Source organism: Enterobacter chuandaensis (assembly GCF_003594915.1).
In the GTDB taxonomy this organism is placed as follows: domain Bacteria; phylum Pseudomonadota; class Gammaproteobacteria; order Enterobacterales; family Enterobacteriaceae; genus Enterobacter; species Enterobacter chuandaensis.
Genome location: NZ_QZCS01000005.1, coordinates 307,786 through 328,873, shown reverse-complemented (window position 1 = coordinate 328,873; position 21,088 = coordinate 307,786). Strand labels below are relative to the sequence as shown.

Genomic DNA, 21,088 nt, shown 5'->3' with positions numbered 1-21,088 from the left:
CCATGACTGATAATAATTCTCGTTATGATATTCATTCTGTTTACAGTGGCAACTATTTTTGCAATATTTGTTTTCATTAACTTCATAATTTCCACACATTTATTGACACTATGTTCACATTCTCATGCGCGCTTATTCTGAAACGTTGACGGAAAACATCACCCCGAAAGCTAACTGGCCCCTGGCGCTCTGCGCGGGTTTATTGGGCGTCGGGCAAAATGGCCTGCTGGTGATGCTTCCGCAGCTGGTGACCCTGACCGGGCTGTCGCTCTCGGTCTGGGCCGGGCTGCTGATGTTCGGATCCATGCTCTTTTTACCCGCCTCCCCGTGGTGGGGACGTCAGAGTGAGCGAAGAGGGTGTAAGGTCGTGATGGTGGCCTCGCTCAGCGGGTATCTCGCCAGCTTTGGCGTCATGGCGCTGGTGGTCTGGGCGATGGCCGCCGGGATGCTGGCGGGCGCCTGGGGACTGGCGGGGCTGATCCTCTCGCGACTGCTGTATGGCCTGACGGTATCGGGCATGGTGCCTGCCGCGCAGACGTGGGCTATTCAGCGTGCGGGGCTGGAGAAACGCATGGCGGCACTGGCCACCATCAGCTCCGGCCTCAGCTGTGGTCGTCTGCTGGGCCCGCCGCTGGCGGCACTGATGCTCAGCGTGAATCCGGTGGCACCGCTCTGGCTGATGGCGATTGCGCCTCTTATTGCTCTGCTGCTGGTACTGCGTGAGGTGGCCGATCCGCCGCTGCCGCCGGTGGCGCATCAGTCCACCCGTTTACAGGTCTCGATGCTGCCGTTTCTGCTGCTGGCGCTGCTGCTGGCGGCGCTGGTGAGCCTGATGCAGCTTGGCCTGGCACCGCACCTTAGCCCTCTGCTGGAGGGCAACGCCCGGGATATCAGCCACCATGTGGCGCTGCTGCTGAGCCTGGCCGCGCTGGCGACGCTCGCGGCGCAGTTTCTTGTCGTCCGCCCGCAGCATTTCAGCCCGCTGACGTTGCTTTGCATCGCGGCGGTACTGATGGTGACAGGGCTTGGATTGATGTGTGTCGCCGAACTGGCGCTGTTCTACGTGGGGATTGCTATCACGTCACTCGGCGCGTCAATGGCAACGCCGGGCTATCAGCTGCTGCTGAACGATCGCCTGACGACGGGGAAAGGCGCGGGTGCTATCGCGACCAGCCACACGCTGGGCTACGGCGTCAGCGCACTGCTGGTGCCCGCTGTAACGCGTTTTTTTGGCGAGCAGTATTTAACGATGGCCGCCTGGGGAATGGCAGTACTATTTTTAGCGCTAAGCGTCGGGGTACGGTTTATTGAGCGTACCCCTGCTGAAAAGCATTAATGCACGTGGCGGGATGCAGGGCCACCTGTGCCCTCATTTTGCCGCAGGCGCTGGAGCGGATCCTGCTGATAAAACTGGCAGAAGCGCTGCCACAGCGCCGGGAAGCGGGGGGCGAAAAGCTCGGGTGCGCTGAAGAAGTACTCTGACAGCACCGCAAAGCACTCGGCAGGGTCGGTTGCCGCATAGGCATCAATGCTGGCGGCGCTTTCGCCCACCAGATCTATCTCATCCTGGATGTTATCCATTGCGGCATGCAGGTCGTGCTCCCATCCTGCCACTTCACGAAGCGGGATCAGCGGCACGCCGCTGGCGCGATCGCCGTTGCGGGTATCAAGCTTATGCGCCACCTCATGAATAATCAGATTAAAGCCTGAGGCGTCGAACGAATCCTGAATGTCGAGCCAGTTGAGGATAATCGGCCCCTGCTGCCAGCTTTGCCCGGACTGCACCACCCGCTGGTTGTGCACCAGACCGATATCGTCCTCCCACTCGTCATCGACAATGAACGGCGCGGGGTAGATCAGCACTTCGTGGAAACCGTCCAGCCATTCAATACCGAGCGCCAGCACCGGCAGGCAGAAAAGCAGGGCGATACGGGCGTTTTTCAGCGGATCCAGCTCGAACCCTTGCAGCGGCACCAGGCGTTTTTGCTGCAAAAAGCGATCCGCCATCTGAACCAGTTTCGATTGCTCATCCGGCTTAAGATTCGCCAGAACAGGGATCGCCAGCGCGTCATCCCACGGCAGCGCCATATCCCGGCCAGCCTCATTCGTTTTCCAGGGCCACTTAATCATCGCTTTGCTCGCAAACTCGTCACTTGAACAAAAATGGGAAGGTGATGTGCTGTTAACATGCCAAAGAACCCGGCATGAAGGCAACAACAAAACGGAGCAGAGGGAATTTTTGCCGCAGGTATAAGGCCCCTCTCGCGACCGCTATTCAAGCACTTATGCCGTTTTGTTTCAGTGACAAAACTCCCATAGAGAAGATCGGGTGATAAATCTGCTGTCCTGGGCTATTTATTGTTATCGAATTCAAAGACATGCTGGTCGCCGTTCGCATAGGTGACGTTCAGCCATGTCTTGCTGGCATCGTTAGCCGGACGGAGATCGCTGACATCCGCCTTGCCGGCAAGAGAAATCGCCCTGACCTGCGGTTCGGCAAGATTCTTATTCACCGCGATCCACTTGCCTTTACGGCAGTCGTCGGCGGAATTGCTGCACAGGAAAACAAAGTACGGGCTGTCGACCATCATGTTGTATTGGCTGAGTTTCTCGCCACCGTTGATGAATAACTTTTTGCCGCTATTTCCGCAGTTTTCACACTGCATACGATCGTCACCCGAGCCTGAGAGCGTCACGTGATACGGCAAAGGCACGGTTTGTGTTTTTAATGGGGTGCGATCCGTTGGAGCGGATGTTTGCGCGTCAGTATTGCAGCCTGCCAGCAGGGCGGTTATCACAATGAGCGGTAACGTCAGCAGCGTCGATTTTTTCATGGGTGCAGGTCTCTTCTTTTAATAACAGGTTTCACTATTAACATACACTATTTTGTCATTTATCAGTAATTCCTCCGTGTGACAGAATAAAAATTTCAGAAAATGCTAGCTCCGCCGAAATAACGTTGAAGCAGTTAAGTTAAATACGTGGAGAATTAAAAAATGAATAAGCGAACATTTCTGGCCGTTATTGTGACGATGAGCATTCCTTTTTCAGCACTGGCTGATGACGCATTAACGGGGTGTGCGGCAAAACGGTATAACATCGAACAGCAAATTCGCCAGGCGGAAACGCACGAAAACAGTTATCGCCTTGATGGCTTAAAAAAAGCCTATGCAGAAGTTGTCGCAACCTGTACGGATGCCTCGCTTAAAAAAGAGCGTGAGGCTGATATTCTTAAAAAACAGCAAAAGGTGAGCGAGCGGGAACAGGAGCTTCAGGAAGCAAACGCGTCCGGGCGTGCGGATAAGATTGCCAAAAAACGCGCTAAGCTTGAAGAGGCCCGAGCCGACCTGCTTGCAGCGGAAGCTGAATTAACGAAATAAACGGCTATCCGCTGGTAACAGTATCAGTAATAAGGCTACAGGGTAGCCTTATTACTGGCGCTTAATTCGCACAAGATAATCAATTAACACTGTTTTTTCCCATTCGGAAATCTGCTTGCCGTCAAGCTCCTGGCGCAGCGCTTCGGTCTGCGGATGGCTAAAGCCGCCACCCACCAGCAATTGCTGACTAATAAGGTCGAGAATGCGGTTATCAAGTTTAAGGATTTGCTCTCTTACCGTCTGCAAGGATTTTGGCTGCCAGTTATTCTCAGGTTTGATGCGCCAGCGATCCAGGTAACGATACTGAATAGCCTTGCTGACCATCATTTGGGCATGAATGAAACCTTCAACGCTGAGCGGATCTAATTTTGCCGCGTCGGCAAAATGCTGGGTTTGCCTGAGCACTTTTTCTTCCCGGGGCAGATCTTCCACCGGCAGGCCGTTCGCCAGTTTGTATCCCGCCACATCTTTCATCACCTCAAAGCGCTGGTTGATGGCATCGGCAAGATCGGGAATGCTGGTGGCGGTGACAGAGGCAGCCAGTGAAGAGCCGCACATGAAAAATGAGGTGAACACAATAGCGAGATAACGCATGACTCTTCTCCATAACAGGGGGGATAAATATTCCATGCAACGCAAAACCTATTCTGGCAGGACAGCGTGCGAAGGCAATATTTCATTCCGGCAATGAGCTCGCATTAGTGATGCATTATTTCAAAATTGAAATAATGAACTTATTGCTACCATAGCAAACAGGTTATTACTCCAGCCTTTCTCACTGGCAACAATATTCTATCCGAAAATTATGAAATATAAATTACTCACACAGTACCTCTTTACTGCAGGGGCTATTACGTTGACGCCTTATGCCTTCGCATCGACAAATGGGTTCGATGCCCGTAGCACCGCGATGGGGGGGGTTGGCGTGGCGTCAGCGCACTTTGGTGCGGCCCCTTTAACCAACCCGGCCCTGCTCGCCACCTCTCGTGCTGAAGACCGTGCAAGCCTGATTGCGCCGTCGATTGGCGCACAGGCCAGTGATTCTGCAAACCTGATTGACGGGTTCGATGATGTCACCACGGCCTGGGATAATCTGGAAAACGCTCTTGGCAGCGGTAACGAGGCGGAGGCGGCGGGCAAGCTGGCGGACCTCGTTTCCGGGCTTGCGGGCGAAAAGGCAAACGCGAACCTGGGTTTGGGTATGGTGCTGGCGGTGCCGGATGATTCCCTTCCGATTGCGCTTTCCGTCAACAGCTGGGCAAAAAGCCATGCGCGCGCGTTGGTCAGCCAGTCTGATCTGGAATATCTGGAAGGTGTAGCGAATGGCACCATCATTCCGGGCAAAGACGATCTTGATAAACTGACGTCCCGCGCGGAAGGCATGGCGGCACTGGTGACGGAATACGGTGTTTCCGTCGCTCATCCATTTTCGATTGGCGACACCCAGATCGGGGTGGGGATCACGCCGAAGATCCAGCGCATTGAAACCTGGAATTATAACGTCGCTATCAATAATTATGACACTTCCGATCTACGTGACGGAAACTGGCAGCACCAGACCATGAGCGCCAATATTGATGCCGGTTTTTTTGCCGCGTTAACGCCAGAGTGGATGGTGGCGCTCTCCGCACAAAACCTGTTCGAAAATAAAGTAAAAACGCGGGAAATAAACGGCTACCAGCCAGCGTTTGTCATTCGTCCTCAGGTTACGGCAGGGGCAGCGTGGAAGACTGAACGCGTGACCCTGAGCACCGATATCGATCTGACCCCGGTGAGTGATTTCCAGTACGCGGATAAAAACCAGTATGCGGCGTTTGGTGGTGAAATTCGAGCCACCGACTGGATGCAGCTACGGGCGGGGTATCGCGTGGATATGCGAGGTAACGACCACCGTATTGTAACGGGTGGGGTAGGGCTCTCCGCCGGGGAGTCAATGCAGTTTGATCTAACGGCCATGGCCGGGCGAACCCGGACTATAGGCGGTGTCGCGCAGTTTACGTTTTATTTCTGAATATAAAAGGTCGCCGGGGGCGACCTTAAATTTATGTGAATTGCCTTTCTACCGATATAAGTTTTGAGAAGAAAAAATCTCATTATTCAACTTATTATAAGGCATTAAATGAAATCGTTATTCAAATATTCTTTTTTAAGAAACGCCATTCTCATCGCCACGCTTGGTTCAAGCAGTAGCGTCTACGCAATTACTGACATTACTAAAGACACAATAATTGATGGTCGCTCTCCTGCCGATGAAGCCTATGCCGTCCTGAAAGGTGCTGAGCTGACGGTCGTTGGTGCAACGACGAAGTATATTAATGTATGGGATGGTTCACTGAAGATGGATGATAATTCCATCGCTAATGGGCAAGTTTTTTTTAATGAAAACACGTCTGGAATCATTAATAATAGTATTGTTAACGGCGCTTTGTATACCTCAGGGGGTGAGGTTGATATTAAAAATAGCGTAGTCAATGGTCTTATAGCAACACAAAGCGCCGGAATGATCAGGGCAATAAATGTACATGCTTATGAGTTTTCTACTGCCGAAGGTGAGCTTATTGTCACCAATGGCCATTTTGACAATACCGGTGGTTATAGGGGAAATGGACATTTCATTGGTGGTGGGAAAGCGACTTTTAATGGCAGTGTAATAGTGGGTAAAGCGGAGGGAGTGAAGTTTTCTGGAATACAAAATTCCTCCCTGGCTCTTATCAATAGCAGCATATGGTCCACAGAAGGCGCCACATTCGATATCACAGGCGGTTTTAAGAAAGACATCAACCTGAGTGCGGGGAGCCGCGCAGGTTCGGCTACAGGTGTGCTGTTAGAGAACAGAGGGTCTGGAGCGGTTGCCCTTTTGCTGGAGGGCAGCTACGCAGCGGGTGATATCCTGGCGCAGGGAACCGGAAATGTGGACGTGAGCCTTACTGAGGGCAGTACGCTTTCGGGCAAAATGGTCAACGTTAATCGCTTGGTGCTGGACGATACCTCGCTCTTTGAAATGACCGCCAGCTCCGATATCAAAGCACTCACCATGGCGGGAGGAACAGTAAAATTCGCACCGGCTGAGGGCGAGGAGTACCGCACGCTGACGCTCGGCACGTTGTCCGGCAACGGTAACGTCATGATGAACGCCGACCTGCTGAACGGTAAAAGCGATCTGCTGGATATTTCCGGCACCGCGAACGGGAAGTACACCCTGCACCTGGCGGCGACGGGGCGTGAAGCGGCGAACCGCGAGGCGCTCGCGCTGGTGCGCACCGGCGGCGGTGATGCTGAATTTGCCCTGAATGGTGGTCGCCTTGACGTAGGAGCCTGGCAGCAGCAGCTGGTGCGTAACGGCAATAACTGGGAGCTGGTTCAGGCGGGCTCAACCTCTGCCTCCACCGACGCGATGCTCGCTATGGCCTCCGCGCCGCAGTTTATGCATGAGGAAGAACTGAACGTCCTGCGTTCGCGCCTTGACGACACAACTCTGGCGCCGCAATCCGGTATGTGGGGCACGGCGCTGCACAGCCGCAGCGATGTGGACGGCGCGTGGGACTCCGCCTATCGGCTTGAACAGAATGGCCTGATGCTGGGCGGCGATAAGGTCACTGAGCTCGACGCAGGCAGTCTGAGCACCGGGGGGTATCTGAGCCAGTCAACCGGTCAGGTGAAACATGCGCGCGGCGGCCAAAGCCGGGTGACCGGCTACGGCGGCGGTCTGTACGCCTCCCTGACGTCAGATAACGGCTGGTATACCCGCGGTTCGGCGCAAATTACCCGTTTTAGCAATAAACTGAGCGCCAGGATGAGTGACGGTGGAACCGCTCGGGCAGACTGGAACAGCTGGGGCTACGGTCTGGGCGTGGAAGCCGGTCGTCATATTGCCGTAAATGATACCACGCGGCTGACACCGTTTGCGGGCCTGAACGGCTGGTTAACGCCGTCCGAGAGCGTCAGTCTGAACAATGGCATGACCGCTGAAACGGGGGACGGACGTTCCCTTCAGGCGGAAGCTGGTATGCGGTTTAGTACCCGTCTGGACGCGGGGGATGTGAAAGTCGCGCCTTACGCAACGGCAGCCCTGAGCCAGGCGCTGGTGAAAAACGGCGGTACGCGAATCAACGAGACGGTTGATTTTACCAACGATTTCACCGGAACCGGCGGTAAGCTTTCCGGTGGCGTCAGCGTGATGCTGACCCCGTCAACACGGGTCTGGATGGAGGCGGGCTACGCAAAGAGCGAGCATGCGGAGTCGCCGTTAGTGGGGAATGTGGGTCTGCGCGTCGATTTCTGATGCGTGAAAGGTGCTTTAGCTGACAGATATCGCATCACGCCAAAACGCGTCAGCCACCATAAATGTAGCGGGCTGGCTAAAATGAAGAAAAAGCGTTTGTATGGCGTGTATGGAGAATAGAAAAACTATTCTCCATACAGGGCAGCGTCAGCGCGAGTTAATCAACGATTCGCTGTCGCTGCTGCTGGCGTTATGGAAAATCTCAGCGCTGTGAACAGCCCTGGCACTGTTTGTTCTGGATCTGCTGGAAGAAATCATTGCCCTTGTCATCCACCAGGATAAACGCCGGGAAATTCTCCACTTCGATTTTCCAGATGGCTTCCATACCCAGCTCCGGATACGCCACGCACTCCAGGCTCTTAATGCTGTTTTGCGCCAGCACCGCCGCCGGGCCGCCAATGCTGCCGAGGTAGAAGCCGCCGTGCTTATGGCAGGCGTCGGTGACCTGCTGGCTGCGGTTGCCTTTTGCCAGCATGATCATGCTCGCACCGTGGGATTGCAGCAGGTCGACATACGAGTCCATACGTCCCGCCGTGGTCGGGCCGAGTGAGCCAGACGCGTAACCTTCCGGCGTTTTGGCCGGGCCCGCGTAGTAAATCGGATGATCTTTGACGTACTGCGGCAGTTCTTCACCGTTGTCGAGCAGCTCTTTCAGCTTCGCGTGGGCGATATCGCGCGCCACGATGATGGTACCGTTCAGGGAGAGACGGGTAGAGACCGGGTGCGCGGAAAGCTGCGCCAGGATCTCGTTCATCGGCATGTTCAGGTTGATGCTTACCACATCGCCTTCACCCTGCTGGCGCAGTGATTCAGGAATATACTGGCCCGGGTTGTGTTCCAGCTTCTCAATCCAGATCCCGTCCCGGTTGATCTTCGCTTTGATGTTGCGGTCTGCTGAGCAGGAGACGCCCATGCCGATCGGACAGGAGGCGCCGTGGCGCGGCAGGCGGATCACGCGGATATCGTGGGCGAAGTATTTACCGCCAAACTGCGCGCCGAGGCCGAGGTTCTGGGCTTCCTGGAGCAGTTCCTGTTCGAGCCGGACGTCGCGGAACGCCTGGCCGTACTCGTTGCCTTCGGTTGGCAGCGCGTCGTAGTAGCGGGTGGAAGCGAGCTTGACGGTTTTCAGTGTGCTTTCCGCTGAGGTACCGCCAATCACAAACGCAATGTGGTATGGCGGGCAGGCCGCAGTGCCCAGGGTGCGCATCTTCTCAACCAGGTAATTTTTCAGCTTCGCCGGAGCGATCAGCGCTTTGGTTTCCTGATAGAGGTAGGTTTTGTTGGCAGAGCCGCCGCCTTTCGCCATGCACAGGAATTTATACTCGTCGCCGTCGACGCTGTAGAGGTCAATCTGCGCGGGCAGGTTGGTGCCGGTATTCACCTCTTTATACATATCCAGCGCCGCATTCTGCGAGTAGCGCAGGTTGTCTTCAATATAGGTGTTATATACGCCCTGGCTCAGCGCCGCTTCGTCACCGCCGCCGGTCCAGACGCGCTGGCCTTTCTTACCCATAATGATTGCCGTGCCGGTATCCTGACAGGTTGGCAGCACGCCTTTGGCCGCGATTTCGGAGTTGCGCAGGAACTGCAGGGCAACGTACTTATCGTTCTGGCTGGCTTCCGGGTCGTTAAGAATGGCGGCGACCTGCTTCTGGTGGGAAGGGCGCAGCATAAACGCAGCATCGTGGAAGGCCTGCTGCGCCAGCAGGGTCAGGGCTTCCGGCTCGACTTTCAGGACTTCCTGACCGTCGAATTCGGCAACGGAAACGTGCTCTTTGGTCAGCAGATAGTATTCGGTGTCATCGTGCGCGAGAGGGAAGGGGTTTTGATAAAAAAACGGTTTGTTTGACATAGCTTGCTCCATAAAAATAAAACCGCCGGAGGAGAAGTCCGGCGGTCAGGAATCAGAACATCATGGACATCCACGGATAGCCAATCAGCAGCAGGGCCGCCAGGAAGATGGCGCCGAAGATGGTGCCGAGGCGCCAGTAGTCTTTGGTTGGCAGGTAGCCGCTACCGTAGTAAATCGGGCTTGGGCCAGTACCGTACGGGGTGATGATCCCCATCACGCCCAGCGAGGTCACCATCAGCAGAACGAACACTTCCATATTCATGCCCGGAATGGTGGAGGCGATGGTCAGCATCGCGGGCAGCAGCGCGGTAGTGTGCGCGGTGGTGCTGGCAAACAGATAGTGCAGCAGGTAGAACGCCAGCAGCAGGACGATTGTCGCCACGCCCGGCGAGATACCGCTCATTAACAGACCGCCTTCTTTACCCAGCCAGCTGATAAAGCCGGTGGAAGAGAGGCCATCCGCCAGCGCCACCAGGGTGGCGAACCAGACGAAGGTGTTCCATGCGGCTTTGTTACCGGTGATATCGTTCCACTCCAGCACGCCGGTCCACAGCATCAGGCCGACGATAAGCAGGGCTGCCATCGCAGGCTCGATCCACGCGGCAGCGAAGATCCACATCAGCAGCGCACAGCACACGAACACCAGCAGCAGGATTTCATTGCGGGACAGCTTGCCCAGTTTTTCCAGCTCACGGGTCGCCCACAGCGGCACTTCATTGTTCACTTTCACTTCTGGCGGGTAGAACCAGTAGGCCAGCAGCGGCATGGTCAGGATCAGCAGGATACCCAACGGCAGGAAGGCGAGGAACCAGGTGCCCCAGGAGATATCAATCCCGACCGTGCTTTTCACCAGCGCCAGTGCCAGCAGGTTCGGTGCAAGGGCGGAGAGGAACATTGAACTGGTGATACAGGCCGCGGTGATTGCCACCCACATCAGATACGAACCGATTTTGCGCGCGCTTGGGTCGTTGGGTTTTGAGCCGTACAGCGGCGGCAGGTTAGCGATGATCGGGTAGATGGTCCCGCCGCTTCGCGCAGTGTTGGACGGGGTGAACGGCGCCAGCAGCAGGTCCGCAAACGTAATGGCGTAGCCGAGCGTCAGGCTGCGACGACCCAGATATTTCACCAGAATCAGCGCCAGGCGGCGGCCGAAGCGGGTTTTATCGTAGCCTGCGGCGAACATAAAGGCGCCGAAAATCAGCCAGACGGTGGAGTTACCAAACCCGCTCACCGCCCACTTAAAGGAGGCGCCCGCCAGCTTGAATTTCGGGTCAGCCAGCTGATCGGGGCTGAACAACACCCACTGGCTGCACAGGGCAATGGCGACGACGCCTGTCAGGCCAATCACCGCGCCCGGCAGCGGTTCGAAGATCAACCCGACGATCACGCCGACAAAGATGGCGAAGTAATGCCATGCGTAAGGCGGCAAGCCTTCAGGAACGGGAACAAACAGCAGCAGTACGGCGACGATGACGGGCAATGCCATCATCAGCAGTCGTTTTGCTTTTCCATTTGATGCCTGGTTCGCCACCGGGGGCGTTACAGCAGTTTTTGTATTCATAGTTTCACGTCTTAAGTTGTCAAAAATTCGGTCGCACTGAAAAGTCAAAATTGCTTTCTTAAGTTTCTTTTCTTTTTTTAGTTATTAAAGGTGCGTTTTTGTATTTTCAGTAATAGCGATTTAACGCTTTTTTGTCTGCGTTAAATTAAAAAATGATGATGTTTTTATATTGCGCTTTTGAATGCCATAACTATTGATCGAGATCAAAAAAACAGAATTGCAGTGTTATTTTTATGCTTTTATTAATAACCACTCTGGCGTATGTGGTTATTATCTTTTTTTCGGGTTTATTTTATCATTTTTGTAACAGTCTAAATTTTAAGTTCAAGTTATCTGGTTGATTTATTTCGATGTTTTTGATTTTTGGTGAAATGGTTTTACCATTCTTTATTTAACGAATTTTAAAATATTGTGAATGCCTGAATGACAATCGCTAACACCAATGTATTATTCGTGTTATCGCAGGGATTAAATAGTTTTTTAACTAACGTAATAGCTTTAGAAACTAAAAAAATCATTATATTAATATCATGACATCGGCAAAAAACGACGAAATAAAAAATCAATCCGATAACGAATTCTCAATTTTTAAAAGTTTGGAGTTTCTATTATGAGCACTAACGAACGCATTCTTAGCCCCTTCACATTACCGAATGGCACCGAACTGAAAAACCGTTTGTTAATGGCCCCGATGACCACCTGTACCGGCTACTATGACGGCACCGTTACCAGCGAGCTGGTGGAGTACTATCGGGCCCGTTCCGGCAGCATTGGTACCATCATCGTGGAGTGCTGCTTTGTCGACGATCTCGGTCTCGCCTTCCCGGGCGCAATCGGGATTGATAACGACGAGAAAATTGCCGGGCTGGCGAAAATCGCTGAGGCCATTAAATCTAAAGGCTCTAAAGCCCTGCTGCAGATCTACCACGGCGGCCGCATGGTTGACCCGAAACTGATCGGTGGCCGCACGCCTGTTGGCCCAAGCGCCATTGCCGCGCCGCGTGACGGTGCCGCGACGCCGGTCGCCCTGACCACGGAAGAAGTGGAAGGCATGATCGGCAAGTTTGGCGAAGCCGTGCGCCGCGCGATTCAGGCCGGTTTCGACGGCGTAGAAATCCACGGGGCAAACACCTATCTTATTCAGCAGTTCTACTCCCCAAATTCAAACCAGCGCGACGATGAGTGGGGCGGCAGCCGCGATAACCGCGCGAAGTTCCCGCTGGCGGTGCTGGACATTACCCACAAAATGGTGCGCCAGTACGCCGATGATGCCTTCATCATTGGCTATCGATTCTCACCTGAAGAGATGGAAGTCCCCGGCATTCGTTTTGACGACACCATGTACCTGCTGGAGAAACTGGCGGCGCGCGGCGTGGACTATCTGCACTTCTCCGTGGGCGCCACCCTGCGTCCGTCCATTGTCGACACCCAGGATCCGACGCCGCTTATCGAAAAATACTGCGCGATGCGTTCTGAAACGCTGGCACAGGTTCCGGTGATGGGCGTGGGCGGCGTGGTAAATGCTTCAGACGTGAATGAAGCGCTGGAACACGGTTACGACCTGATTGCCGTTGGCCGCGCCACTATTGCCTACCCGGACTGGACAGACCGCATTGAGGCCGGTGAAAACCTGGAGCTGTTTATGGACAGCACCAAACGCGAAGAACTGAGCATCCCTGAGCCGCTGTGGCGCTTCTCGCTGGTGGAAGCGATGATCCGCGACATGAGCATGGGCGAATCCAAATTCAAACCCGGCACCTTCATTGAGAAAGTGCAGGACGACGTGAACGAACTGGTGATTAACGTCAGCCTCGAAACCGACCGCATTGCCGACATTGAGCTGGCCTCCGGCCCGAGCGAAAACGTCGAGTTTGTCACCAGCTTCGAAGAGATCCGCTCCCGTATTCTGGATGCCAATACCCCGCACGTGGATGCCATCACCGGCGCAACCAGCCAGAGTGAAGCGGTGAAGAAAGCCGTCTCGAAAGCGATGCTGAAATCCAGCAAGGCGCTGGCGGCGGAAGAGGGCGCTGATCCGAACGAGACCAAAAGCGTGGACGTAGTGGTGGTCGGCAGCGGCGGCGCCGGTCTGGCGGCGGCGATTCAGGCCCACGACGAAGGTGCGAGCGTGCTGATCGTCGAGAAAATGCCAACCATTGGCGGGAATACGATTAAAGCCTCTGCCGGTATGAACGCCGCAGAAACCCGCTTCCAGCGCGTGAAGGGCATTCAGGACAGCAAAGAGCTGTTCTATCAGGAAAGCCTGAAAGGCGGCGGCAACAAGAACAACCCGGAACTGCTGCGTCGCTTTGTCGAGAATGCGCCGGAAGCAATTGAGTGGCTGGCAACGCGCGGCATTATGCTGAACGACATCACCACCACCGGCGGGATGAGCATTGACCGTACGCACCGTCCGAAAGACGGTTCTGCGGTGGGGGGGTATCTGATCAGCGGCCTGGTGCGTAACGTCAACAAGCGCAACATCGAGGTGATGCTGGATACCTCCGTCAGCGACATTATCTTCGAAAACGGTGAAGTGACCGGCGTGCGTCTGACTACCGAAGAGAACGAAACCGTTACTGTGGCAGCCAAAAGCGTGATCGTGGCAACCGGCGGCTTCAGCGCCAACAGCCAGATGGTGGTGAAATACCGCCCGGATCTGGCAGGATTCGTCACGACTAACCACAAAGGGGCGACCGGCGGCGGTATCGCGCTGCTGGAGCGCATCGGGGCGGGCACCGTGGATATGGGCGAAATTCAGATCCACCCAACCGTCGAGCAGAAAACCTCGTACCTGATTTCCGAATCCATCCGCGGAGGCGGGGCGATTCTGGTCAATCAGCAGGGCAACCGCTTCTACAACGAAATGTCGACCCGCGATAAAGTCTCGGCGTCAATCATCGCGCTACCGGAAAAATACGCGTACATCGTCTTTGACGAGCATGTTCGTGCTAAAAACAAAGCCGCAGATGAGTACATCGCAAAAGGCTTCGTGACCAGCGCCAGCTCGCCGAAAGCCCTGGCGGAAGCGCTGGGTATGGATTATCACCAGTTCCTGGCAACGCTGGAGCGCTACAACGGCTTTGTTGAAAAACAGCACGACGATGATTTTGGTCGCACCACCGCGCTGCGTGCGCCCATCAACGAAGGGCCGTTCTACGCCATTCAGATTGCGCCGGGCGTGCACCACACCATGGGCGGCGTGACCATCAACACCGAAACCTGCGTGCTGGACAGCAACCACAACGTGCTGCCGGGGGCATTCGCGGCGGGTGAAGTGGTCGGCGGGATCCACGGCGGCAACCGTATCGGCGGTAACGCGGTGGCAGATATCATTATTTTTGGTACCCTTGCCGGACATCAGGCGGCGATGCGCTCCAAAAGAACGTAAGGCTCCTGTTTCCCCGGCGGCGCGGTGCCTGCCGGGGCTACATCTGAGGACTCATGCTATGCCTGATAGCCATCGTGTTTACAGCTACTCCGCCGTTCTGATGGGCTCGCCCATTCTCCTGAAGCTCTTCTCCCACGATGAAGCCCTCGCGTCCCGCGTGTTTCGCCTGATCAAACAGTACGAAGATCTCCTCACCGTTAACCGGGCGCATTCCCAGGTAATGGACATCAACCATGCGGCGGGACTGCATCCGGTTGCCGTCAGTCGTCCGGTGTTTGAACTGATCCGCTGTGCGAAAGCGGCAAGCCTGCTTAAAGACAGCGCCTTTAACCTGGCGATCGGCCCGCTGGTGAAGCGCTGGAAGATTGGCTTTCGCGGAGACAGCGTTCCGCCTGCTGATGACATTGCGTCCCTGTTGGCGATAACCCGGCCCGAGGATGTCATCCTTGATGAGGCGCAGAGCAGCGTGTTTCTGACCAAAGCGGGGATGGAGATCGATCTGGGGGCCATCGCCAAAGGCTATATCGCCGACAGGGTGCGGGATTACCTGCGTAAAGAGGGCGCTGAGCTGGGGCTGATCAACCTCGGCGGAAACATCCAGACGTTAGGTTCGCCAGAGGGCGGCTGGAGCGTGGGGCTGAAAAAACCGTTCGCCGGTGATGCGCTGATCGGCGCGATGACGGTGGAGAACCTCTCCGTGGTGACCTCGGGCACCTACGAGCGCTACTTCGAGCAGAACGGCAGGCGCTATCACCATATTCTCGACCCGCGTACCGGGTATCCGCTGGACAACGAGCTGGAGAGCGTCACCATCATTTCAAAAGACTCCATCGACGGCGATATCTGGACCACCCTGATGTACGGCATGGGGGTAGAAAAGGGCTGTGCAGCCCTGCGCGCGCGCCCCGATATTGAAGCTATCTTTGTGACCAAAACAAAAGAAGTGGTGTTCTCTTCAGCGCACCACTTCCGTTTTACCCTTCTGGATAACGGCTATCGCGTTACTGACAGTACTGTTTGAGCAATCCGATTTGCTCCGGCTGCAGGCGGTAGCGATACACCGGACGCCCGGTAGCGCCGTAGTGAATGCTGGTGAACAGAATATTGATTTGCGCGAGCCAAATCAGGTATTTGCGGCAGGAGACGCGGGAGATATTGACTGCGTTTGCCAGGTCATCGGTAGAAAACTCCGTCTCCGGGTGAGCGTCAATCCACTGGCAAATCGTGCGCAGCGTTTGCGGCGTTAACCCTTTCGGCAATTTTTTACTGTCCGCCAGTTCCGGCGCGCCGCCGTGGATCAGCCGGTCGACGTCCGCCTGCTCGTAATATTGGTGCGAGCCCATCAGGCTGTGCTTTGCCTTCCAGCCGTTCAGCGCCTCTTCAAAGCGCGGGAACTGGAACGGCTTTATCAGATAATCCACCACGCCATAATGGATGGAGGTCTGGATCGTGGCGGCATCGGCGGCCGAGGAGATCATAATCACATCAATCGGGCGACCTGACGCGCGAATATCGGGCAGCAGATCAAGCCCGTTATCCTGCTGCATATAGACGTCCAGCAGCACCAGATCGACAGGCTGGCTGGGGTTATTGATAATGGCCCTGGCCTGGCTGAACGTGGAGGCGACGCCGCAGCAGCTGAAGCCTTCAACACGGTTGACGTACAGACGGTTGAGGTCGGCCACCATGGCGTCATCATCGACAATTAATACATTTATCACGCGATATTCCTCTCGCTATCCCAGGGGATATGAACAAAAAATTGGGTAAATACGCCAGGCTCCGACTCGACGGTGATATCGCCGCCCAGGTTCTGGATCTGCTGGCGAGCAAGGAACAGCCCAACGCCGCGGTTTTCACCTTTTGTTGAGAACCCCTTAGTAAAAATAGCCTCCAGCTGAGTGGGATCAATGCCGGGGCCGTCATCGCTGACTTCACAGCTGAGCCAGCCATTCTGATAATGCAGCAGCAGGCCAATCTCGCCTTCCTGCTGTCCTTCCATCGCGTCGAGCGCGTTTTCGATTAAGTTACCCAGCGCGGTGATCAGCACCGCAACCTGCTCTTCACTGGCGGTATCCGGTATCTGACACTCGTCGGCCAGCGTCAGGTTGACGCCCACCTCTTTCGCCCGGTTGATTTTGCCCAGCAGGAACCCGGCGATGACCGGGGATTTTACCTTGCTCTGTATCGTGCCAATGTCCGTCTGGTAATTGTGCGCCGTCTGGATAATGTACTCCTCCAGCTTGTCGTAGCGCTTCATGTGCAGCAGGCCGAGGATGACGTGCAGTTTGTTCATAAACTCGTGCGTGTGGCTGCGCAGGGCGTCGACGTAGCTGACCATGCCATCAATACGCTGCATCAGCTGGCTGATTTCCGTTTTATCGCGGAAGGTGGCTATCGCGCCGATGACACGCTCCTGGCTTTTGACGGGCACCATGTTGCACAGCAGCAGCCGACCGTTACAGCTGATCTCCTGATCCTGGCGCGCTATGCCCGTCTTTGAAATTTCCCGCAGGCTGGCCAGCAGGGGCGCGCTGGCGTTTTCCGTCTGTTTGCCGGAGGGCAGAAGCAAAATTTCTCTGGCGGTGTGGTTAATCATCGTCACGCGGCCGTGAATATCTACGGCCAGCACCCCTTCGCGAAGCGACTGCAGCATCGCCTGGCGCTGCTCGAACAGGGCGGAAATTTCGTAAGGTTCAAGCCCGAAAAGGATGCGTTTCAGTACCCGCACCAGCCCCCAAATCGCCATCGAACTCATAAAAATACTGAATAAAATGGTCCAGACGGCGTTAAGCCGCCCGCGGGCTATCTGGTCTTCCACTTTTTTCAGGGAGATACCGACGACGACGACCCCGATCTGATCGTGCTGGCTGTCATAGACGGGCGTGAAAACCCGAAGCGCTTCGGCGAGGGCACCGCGGTTAACCGAGACATTCTCTTTGCCTTCCAGCGCGGGCTCCAGATCGTTGCCAATAAAATGCAGACCGATGAGCGCTTCGTTCGGGTGCGAATAACGAATGCCCCGCATGTCGGTCACCACGGTGAGCAGCAGATCGTTACGCTGGGTGACGGCTTTGGCGATGGGCTGAATGATGTCTGCCTGCGGGGACTGCATCAGACCGCGCTGGATCTCCGGGCTGTCGGCCAGCGTGCGGGCGATGCCCAGAGCGGTATCTTTTACATCATCGCGGGTCGCGCGGGTTATTTGCACGGAGTAGAGCGCAAAGACCACCAGCAGCACAGAGGCGATAATCGCGCATACCATCAACGTGACCAGCGTATTCAGTTTCATGGGGCGCTTGCGCGTCAGAGGGAAAGGCTGCAAATCGCTCATCAACACTCCGCGATGATTAAGAAAGGGGGTGATTATCGCTGATGATGGGCTTTTCTTAAAGCCATGTAAAAGCGTCGATGTGCTCTTCTTTTCGTGACCCCACTCGCAGGTCATCCATATAAAACACTTTATAGTGTGTGGGTACTCATAATAAGGAGGCTGTTTATGAGCATTACGCATACCGGTTCGGTCAAGGAAAGACGGCACGCCAGCACGATGAACATTGATAGATTGTCCACGCTGGACATGCTGAAGGTTATTCACCAGGAAGATGCCCGCATTTCTGATGCCATCACCCCCTGTTTAACAACGATCGCCCGCGTGGTGGATAACGCCGCCGCGACGCTTAACCGCGGCGGCCGTCTGGTGATTGTCGGCGCAGGCCCGTCAGGCTGCGTCGCCCAACAGGCTGCGGATGACTATGCGCCGGGTAAAACGCCGGTGATTGCCGTGACGGCAGGAGAGGGGGAAGGGAGTTACGAGCGCGGGGTCGCTGATCTGCAGGCCATCAAATTTGCTGAACACGATATGATGCTGGCGGTGACCGTCAGCGGAAAAACGCCGTGGGTCTGGGGAGCGATGCGGCATGCCTGGTCGCTGGGGGCGCCGGTGGCCGTCATTACCAGCGATGCGCAAAGTGAAGCGGCACAGTTGGCAAGCCTGGTGATTGCCCCGGAACTGGGGGCTGATGTGGTTGCTGGCTATATCAATACCAAAGCGGGGATTGCGCAGAAGATGATCCTCTCAATGATTACCACCGGGCTGGCCGTTCGCACCGGACGCGTTTACAGCAACCTGCGCGTGGATCTTGAGGCAAGCAGTACTAAATGGGCCGAACGGCAGATCGCCATCGTGATGGAGGCGGGGGGATGCACCCGGGCGCAGGCAAAAGTCGCGCTGCAGAGCTGTAACCATAACTGTAAAACGGCGGTATTGATGGTGCTGACGGGCCTGGATGCGTGGAAAGCCCATGAGCTGCTGGCGCAGAATAACGGGTTTATTCGCGTGGCGTTGCAGGAAGCGCCGTAAACTCAGCCTTGAAATGAAAAAAGCCCGCAAATGCGGGCTTTAGTATTTATGGCGATTAGAACTGGTAGGTCATACCCACGCCAACGATGTCATCGGTAGAGATACCGTTTGCTTCATAGAAGCGTTCATCGTTGTCCAGCATGTTGATTTTGTAGTCAACATAGGTAGAGAAGTTCTTGTTAAAGCTGTAGGTCATACCCAGGTCGATGTAGTTAACCAGGTCCATGTCACCAGACTGACCCTGAGGATTGCTGGCGTTGCCTGGGTAAGTCATGTCTTTACCCTTGGAGTAAACCCATGCCAGGGATGGACGCAGGCCGAAGTCGAACTGGTACTGTGCTACTGCTTCAAAGTTCTGGGTCTGATCCGCGATTCCATAATCACCATATGGAGTCATGTTGCGGGTTTCAGCGTACATCATTGCCAGATAGATGTTATTGGCATCATATTTCGCGCCAAGAGTCCATGCTTCTGCGGTTTTACCGCTGGCAAAGCGCGCGTTATTTACGCCCGCAGCTTCTTGTGCATTGGTACGGTCAGAAGAAGAGTATGCCGCACCCAGGCTCAGGCCGGACAGGTCGCCGGAGAAGTCATAGGAAGTAGACATGCCATAGCCGTCGCCGTTCTGGAAGCGTACGTCATCATGACCGTTTTTAGTGCCTTCCTGGTCTTCCTGAGCATACTGGCCCTCGTTCGCACCCTGATACTGCAGCGCGAAGTTCAGACCTTCAACCAGACCGAAGAAATCGGCATTGCGGTAGGTTGCCAGACCGTTAGCACGACCGTTCATAAAGTTATCGGTCCAGGTGTAAGAGTCACCGCCAAATACAGGCAGCATATCGGTCCAGGCTTCTACGTCATATACGACGCCGTAATTACGGCCGTAGTCGAATGAACCGTATTCGCCATATTTCAGGCCAGCGTATGCCAGACGGTTAAAGGATTTATCACCGGCGCCTTCGGTATCGTTAGCGTAGGTTTTATATTCCCACTGACCATAACCGGTCAGCTCGTTAGTGATCTGCGTTTCGCCTTTGAAACCAATCTGGACATAGGTTTCATCGCCGTCGTCGCCTGGGTTGTCAGAGAAGGTATGACGCGCGTCTACTTTGCCGTACAGGTCAACTTTGTTGCCATTTTTGTTGTACATTTCAGCCGCATGTGCTGCGCCAGCCATTAAGAACGCGGGTACCAGAATTGCCAGAACTTTTCTTTTCATTATATATTCCCTTTAAAGATAATTAATATGAATATATGTAATCACCCTCCGTAATTACGCGATTGATACTATTCTACGGATTGTTATTTTGGTTCAAAAATAAATGTAATTAAATCAGTAAAAATATTGCAAAATATTTCTATTGCTCTCTTTATTTTTCATGTGAATTAATTGTTTGAATGCATTGTGGGTAATTATTATTAAGTATTTCGAATTTCTATTTTTAAATTTATTTAATTTGGCTATGTTATAATTCCCCTCCATTTTCATCACAGGAAAATATGATGGATATCACACAGTGGCAGCAGCGCTTTGAATCCTGGCTAAAAGAACATCACACGACCGACGACACTGCGCACGATGTGTCACATTTCCGCCGCGTCTGGATGACGGCGCAGAAAATGATGGTTCATCATCAGGTCGACCCGCTAACGATCCTCACCGCCTGCTACTTTCATGACATCGTCAGCCTGCCGAAAAACCATCCTGAACGCGGGCAGTCATCCCGCCTGGCGGCGCGCAGAACGCGCGACATTCTGTACCGCGATTTCCCCGATTTCCCGTCAGAAAGCTATGCCGCCGTAGAACATGCTATTGAGGCGCACAGCTTTAGCGCCGGAATTACGCCGCAGAGTATGGAAGCCAAAATAGTGCAGGATGCAGACCGCCTGGAAGCTCTGGGGGCGATCGGCCTGGCGCGCGTGTTTGCCGTCTCAGGCGCGCTGGGGGTGCCGCTGTTTGACGCGGACGATCCGTTTGCCGATGCACGCCCGCTTGACGACAGGGCGTTCGCTCTCGACCATTTTCAGACTAAGCTGCTGCGCTTGCCTGATACAATGCAAACGGACGTCGGGCGCGAGCTCGCGCAGCACAACGCCGATTTCCTGATTCAGTTTATGGCGAAACTCAGTGCCGAATTACAGGGCGACTGCATCGGGCTGGATAGCCAGATTCAACACCGCTTCCGTCGCAGTTTGCACAAGTGAACTGTGGTAATCTGTTTCCAGTCTTTATAGCCCGGTTAAAAGAATGCAGGAAAA

The 21,088-nt window shown here is 54.8% G+C and carries 16 protein-coding genes; 8 read left to right on the top strand and 8 right to left on the bottom strand.

Going from position 1 to position 21,088, the window contains the following annotated elements; translation table 11 throughout:
- The first annotated feature begins 124 nt into the window (after positions 1-124).
- Positions 125-1,336 carry an MFS transporter gene (locus D5066_RS11180; RefSeq protein ID WP_119915969.1) on the top strand — a complete coding sequence of 404 codons (1,212 nt, stop codon included), beginning with the start codon at positions 125-127 and terminating at the stop codon, positions 1,334-1,336.
- Here D5066_RS11180 and mtfA read toward each other — a convergent pair.
- Both mtfA and D5066_RS11170 read right to left on the bottom strand, forming a co-directional pair.
- A complete protein-coding gene (mtfA, locus tag D5066_RS11175) occupies positions 1,333-2,130 on the bottom strand; it encodes a DgsA anti-repressor MtfA (RefSeq protein WP_119915968.1) in 798 nt (265 codons plus the stop codon). The genes D5066_RS11180 and mtfA overlap by 4 nt on opposite strands.
- A 221-nt stretch (positions 2,131-2,351) precedes the next feature.
- Positions 2,352-2,834 (bottom strand): hypothetical protein, encoded by a 483-nt coding sequence (locus tag D5066_RS11170; protein WP_119915967.1) that lies wholly within the window; start codon positions 2,832-2,834, stop codon positions 2,352-2,354.
- A 198-nt stretch (positions 2,835-3,032) separates the two neighbouring features.
- Here D5066_RS11170 and D5066_RS11165 point away from each other — a divergent pair, with 198 nt between their 5' ends.
- On the top strand, positions 3,033-3,380 hold the full coding sequence (locus tag D5066_RS11165) for a DUF1090 domain-containing protein (RefSeq protein ID WP_244288142.1): 348 nt from the start codon (positions 3,033-3,035) through the stop codon (positions 3,378-3,380).
- 51 nt (positions 3,381-3,431) lie between these two features.
- On the opposite strand, the gene D5066_RS11160 is transcribed toward D5066_RS11165, so the two are convergent.
- The gene (locus D5066_RS11160; protein WP_244288141.1) at positions 3,432-4,010 is read right to left on the bottom strand and encodes a chorismate mutase; all 579 of its coding nucleotides are present in this window, start codon (positions 4,008-4,010) and stop codon (positions 3,432-3,434) included.
- Positions 4,011-4,185: 175 nt separating this feature from the next.
- On the opposite strand from D5066_RS11160, the gene D5066_RS11155 reads away from it, so the two are divergent.
- A complete protein-coding gene (locus tag D5066_RS11155) occupies positions 4,186-5,391 on the top strand; it encodes a conjugal transfer protein TraF (protein ID WP_119915964.1) in 1,206 nt (401 codons plus the stop codon).
- A gap of 846 nt (positions 5,392-6,237) precedes the next feature.
- Complete coding sequence (locus D5066_RS11150; protein WP_165853343.1) at positions 6,238-7,662, top strand: autotransporter outer membrane beta-barrel domain-containing protein; 1,425 nt, start codon at positions 6,238-6,240, stop codon at positions 7,660-7,662.
- A gap of 202 nt (positions 7,663-7,864) precedes the next feature.
- Here D5066_RS11150 and fumA read toward each other — a convergent pair whose 3' ends face one another.
- Positions 7,865-9,514 (bottom strand): class I fumarate hydratase FumA, encoded by a 1,650-nt coding sequence (fumA, locus tag D5066_RS11145; protein ID WP_119915962.1) that lies wholly within the window; start codon positions 9,512-9,514, stop codon positions 7,865-7,867.
- 52 nt (positions 9,515-9,566) lie between these two features.
- Positions 9,567-11,075: an anion permease gene (locus D5066_RS11140; protein WP_014884418.1), complete on the bottom strand. Its 1,509-nt coding sequence runs from the start codon at positions 11,073-11,075 to the stop codon at positions 9,567-9,569.
- 610 nt (positions 11,076-11,685) lie between these two features.
- Here D5066_RS11140 and D5066_RS11135 point away from each other — a divergent pair.
- Together D5066_RS11135 and D5066_RS11130 are read left to right on the top strand one after the other, a co-directional pair.
- Positions 11,686-14,466 carry a flavocytochrome c gene (locus D5066_RS11135; RefSeq protein WP_119915961.1) on the top strand — a complete coding sequence of 927 codons (2,781 nt, stop codon included), beginning with the start codon at positions 11,686-11,688 and terminating at the stop codon, positions 14,464-14,466.
- Between the two features lie 58 nt (positions 14,467-14,524).
- Positions 14,525-15,487 (top strand): FAD:protein FMN transferase, encoded by a 963-nt coding sequence (locus D5066_RS11130; RefSeq protein ID WP_119915960.1) that lies wholly within the window; start codon positions 14,525-14,527, stop codon positions 15,485-15,487.
- On the opposite strand, the gene dcuR is transcribed toward D5066_RS11130, so the two are convergent.
- Both dcuR and D5066_RS11120 read right to left on the bottom strand, forming a co-directional pair.
- Positions 15,468-16,187 carry a two-component system response regulator DcuR gene (gene dcuR, locus D5066_RS11125; protein WP_119915959.1) on the bottom strand — a complete coding sequence of 240 codons (720 nt, stop codon included), beginning with the start codon at positions 16,185-16,187 and terminating at the stop codon, positions 15,468-15,470. The two genes, D5066_RS11130 and dcuR, sit on opposite strands and share 20 nt — an antisense overlap.
- Entirely contained in the window at positions 16,184-17,800 is a 1,617-nt protein-coding gene (locus tag D5066_RS11120) for a sensor histidine kinase (RefSeq protein WP_080329544.1), read from the bottom strand. Before D5066_RS11120 ends, dcuR begins: the two co-directional genes overlap by 4 nt.
- 165 nt (positions 17,801-17,965) lie before the next feature.
- Between D5066_RS11120 and D5066_RS11115 the strand changes: the two genes are divergently transcribed.
- Positions 17,966-18,829 carry an N-acetylmuramic acid 6-phosphate etherase gene (locus D5066_RS11115; RefSeq protein ID WP_119915958.1) on the top strand — a complete coding sequence of 288 codons (864 nt, stop codon included), beginning with the start codon at positions 17,966-17,968 and terminating at the stop codon, positions 18,827-18,829.
- Between the two features lie 55 nt (positions 18,830-18,884).
- On the opposite strand, the gene ompC is transcribed toward D5066_RS11115, so the two are convergent.
- Positions 18,885-20,048: a porin OmpC gene (gene ompC, locus D5066_RS11110; RefSeq protein WP_119915957.1), complete on the bottom strand. Its 1,164-nt coding sequence runs from the start codon at positions 20,046-20,048 to the stop codon at positions 18,885-18,887.
- Between the two features lie 284 nt (positions 20,049-20,332).
- On the opposite strand from ompC, the gene D5066_RS11105 reads away from it, so the two are divergent.
- Positions 20,333-21,034: a phosphohydrolase gene (locus D5066_RS11105; protein ID WP_119915956.1), complete on the top strand. Its 702-nt coding sequence runs from the start codon at positions 20,333-20,335 to the stop codon at positions 21,032-21,034.
- Positions 21,035-21,088 lie beyond the last annotated feature (54 nt).

Bases quoted from the DNA above. Each gene is read 5' to 3' on its own strand.
- D5066_RS11115 (WP_119915958.1), top strand. From the start codon at position 17,966: ATGAGCATTACGCATACCGGTTCGGTCAAGGAAAGACGGCACGCCAGC.
- D5066_RS11120 (WP_080329544.1), bottom strand. From the start codon at position 17,800: ATGAGCGATTTGCAGCCTTTCCCTCTGACGCGCAAGCGCCCCATGAAA.
- D5066_RS11140 (WP_014884418.1), bottom strand. From the start codon at position 11,075: ATGAATACAAAAACTGCTGTAACGCCCCCGGTGGCGAACCAGGCATCA.
- D5066_RS11135 (WP_119915961.1), top strand. From the start codon at position 11,686: ATGAGCACTAACGAACGCATTCTTAGCCCCTTCACATTACCGAATGGC.
- D5066_RS11165 (WP_244288142.1), top strand. From the start codon at position 3,033: ATGAGCATTCCTTTTTCAGCACTGGCTGATGACGCATTAACGGGGTGT.
- D5066_RS11160 (WP_244288141.1), bottom strand. From the start codon at position 4,010: ATGGAATATTTATCCCCCCTGTTATGGAGAAGAGTCATGCGTTATCTC.
- fumA (WP_119915962.1), bottom strand. From the start codon at position 9,514: ATGTCAAACAAACCGTTTTTTTATCAAAACCCCTTCCCTCTCGCGCAC.
- D5066_RS11170 (WP_119915967.1), bottom strand. From the start codon at position 2,834: ATGAAAAAATCGACGCTGCTGACGTTACCGCTCATTGTGATAACCGCC.
- mtfA (WP_119915968.1), bottom strand. From the start codon at position 2,130: ATGATTAAGTGGCCCTGGAAAACGAATGAGGCTGGCCGGGATATGGCG.
- D5066_RS11130 (WP_119915960.1), top strand. From the start codon at position 14,525: ATGCCTGATAGCCATCGTGTTTACAGCTACTCCGCCGTTCTGATGGGC.
- ompC (WP_119915957.1), bottom strand. From the start codon at position 20,048: ATGAAAAGAAAAGTTCTGGCAATTCTGGTACCCGCGTTCTTAATGGCT.
- D5066_RS11105 (WP_119915956.1), top strand. From the start codon at position 20,333: ATGGATATCACACAGTGGCAGCAGCGCTTTGAATCCTGGCTAAAAGAA.
- D5066_RS11155 (WP_119915964.1), top strand. From the start codon at position 4,186: ATGAAATATAAATTACTCACACAGTACCTCTTTACTGCAGGGGCTATT.
- D5066_RS11180 (WP_119915969.1), top strand. From the start codon at position 125: ATGCGCGCTTATTCTGAAACGTTGACGGAAAACATCACCCCGAAAGCT.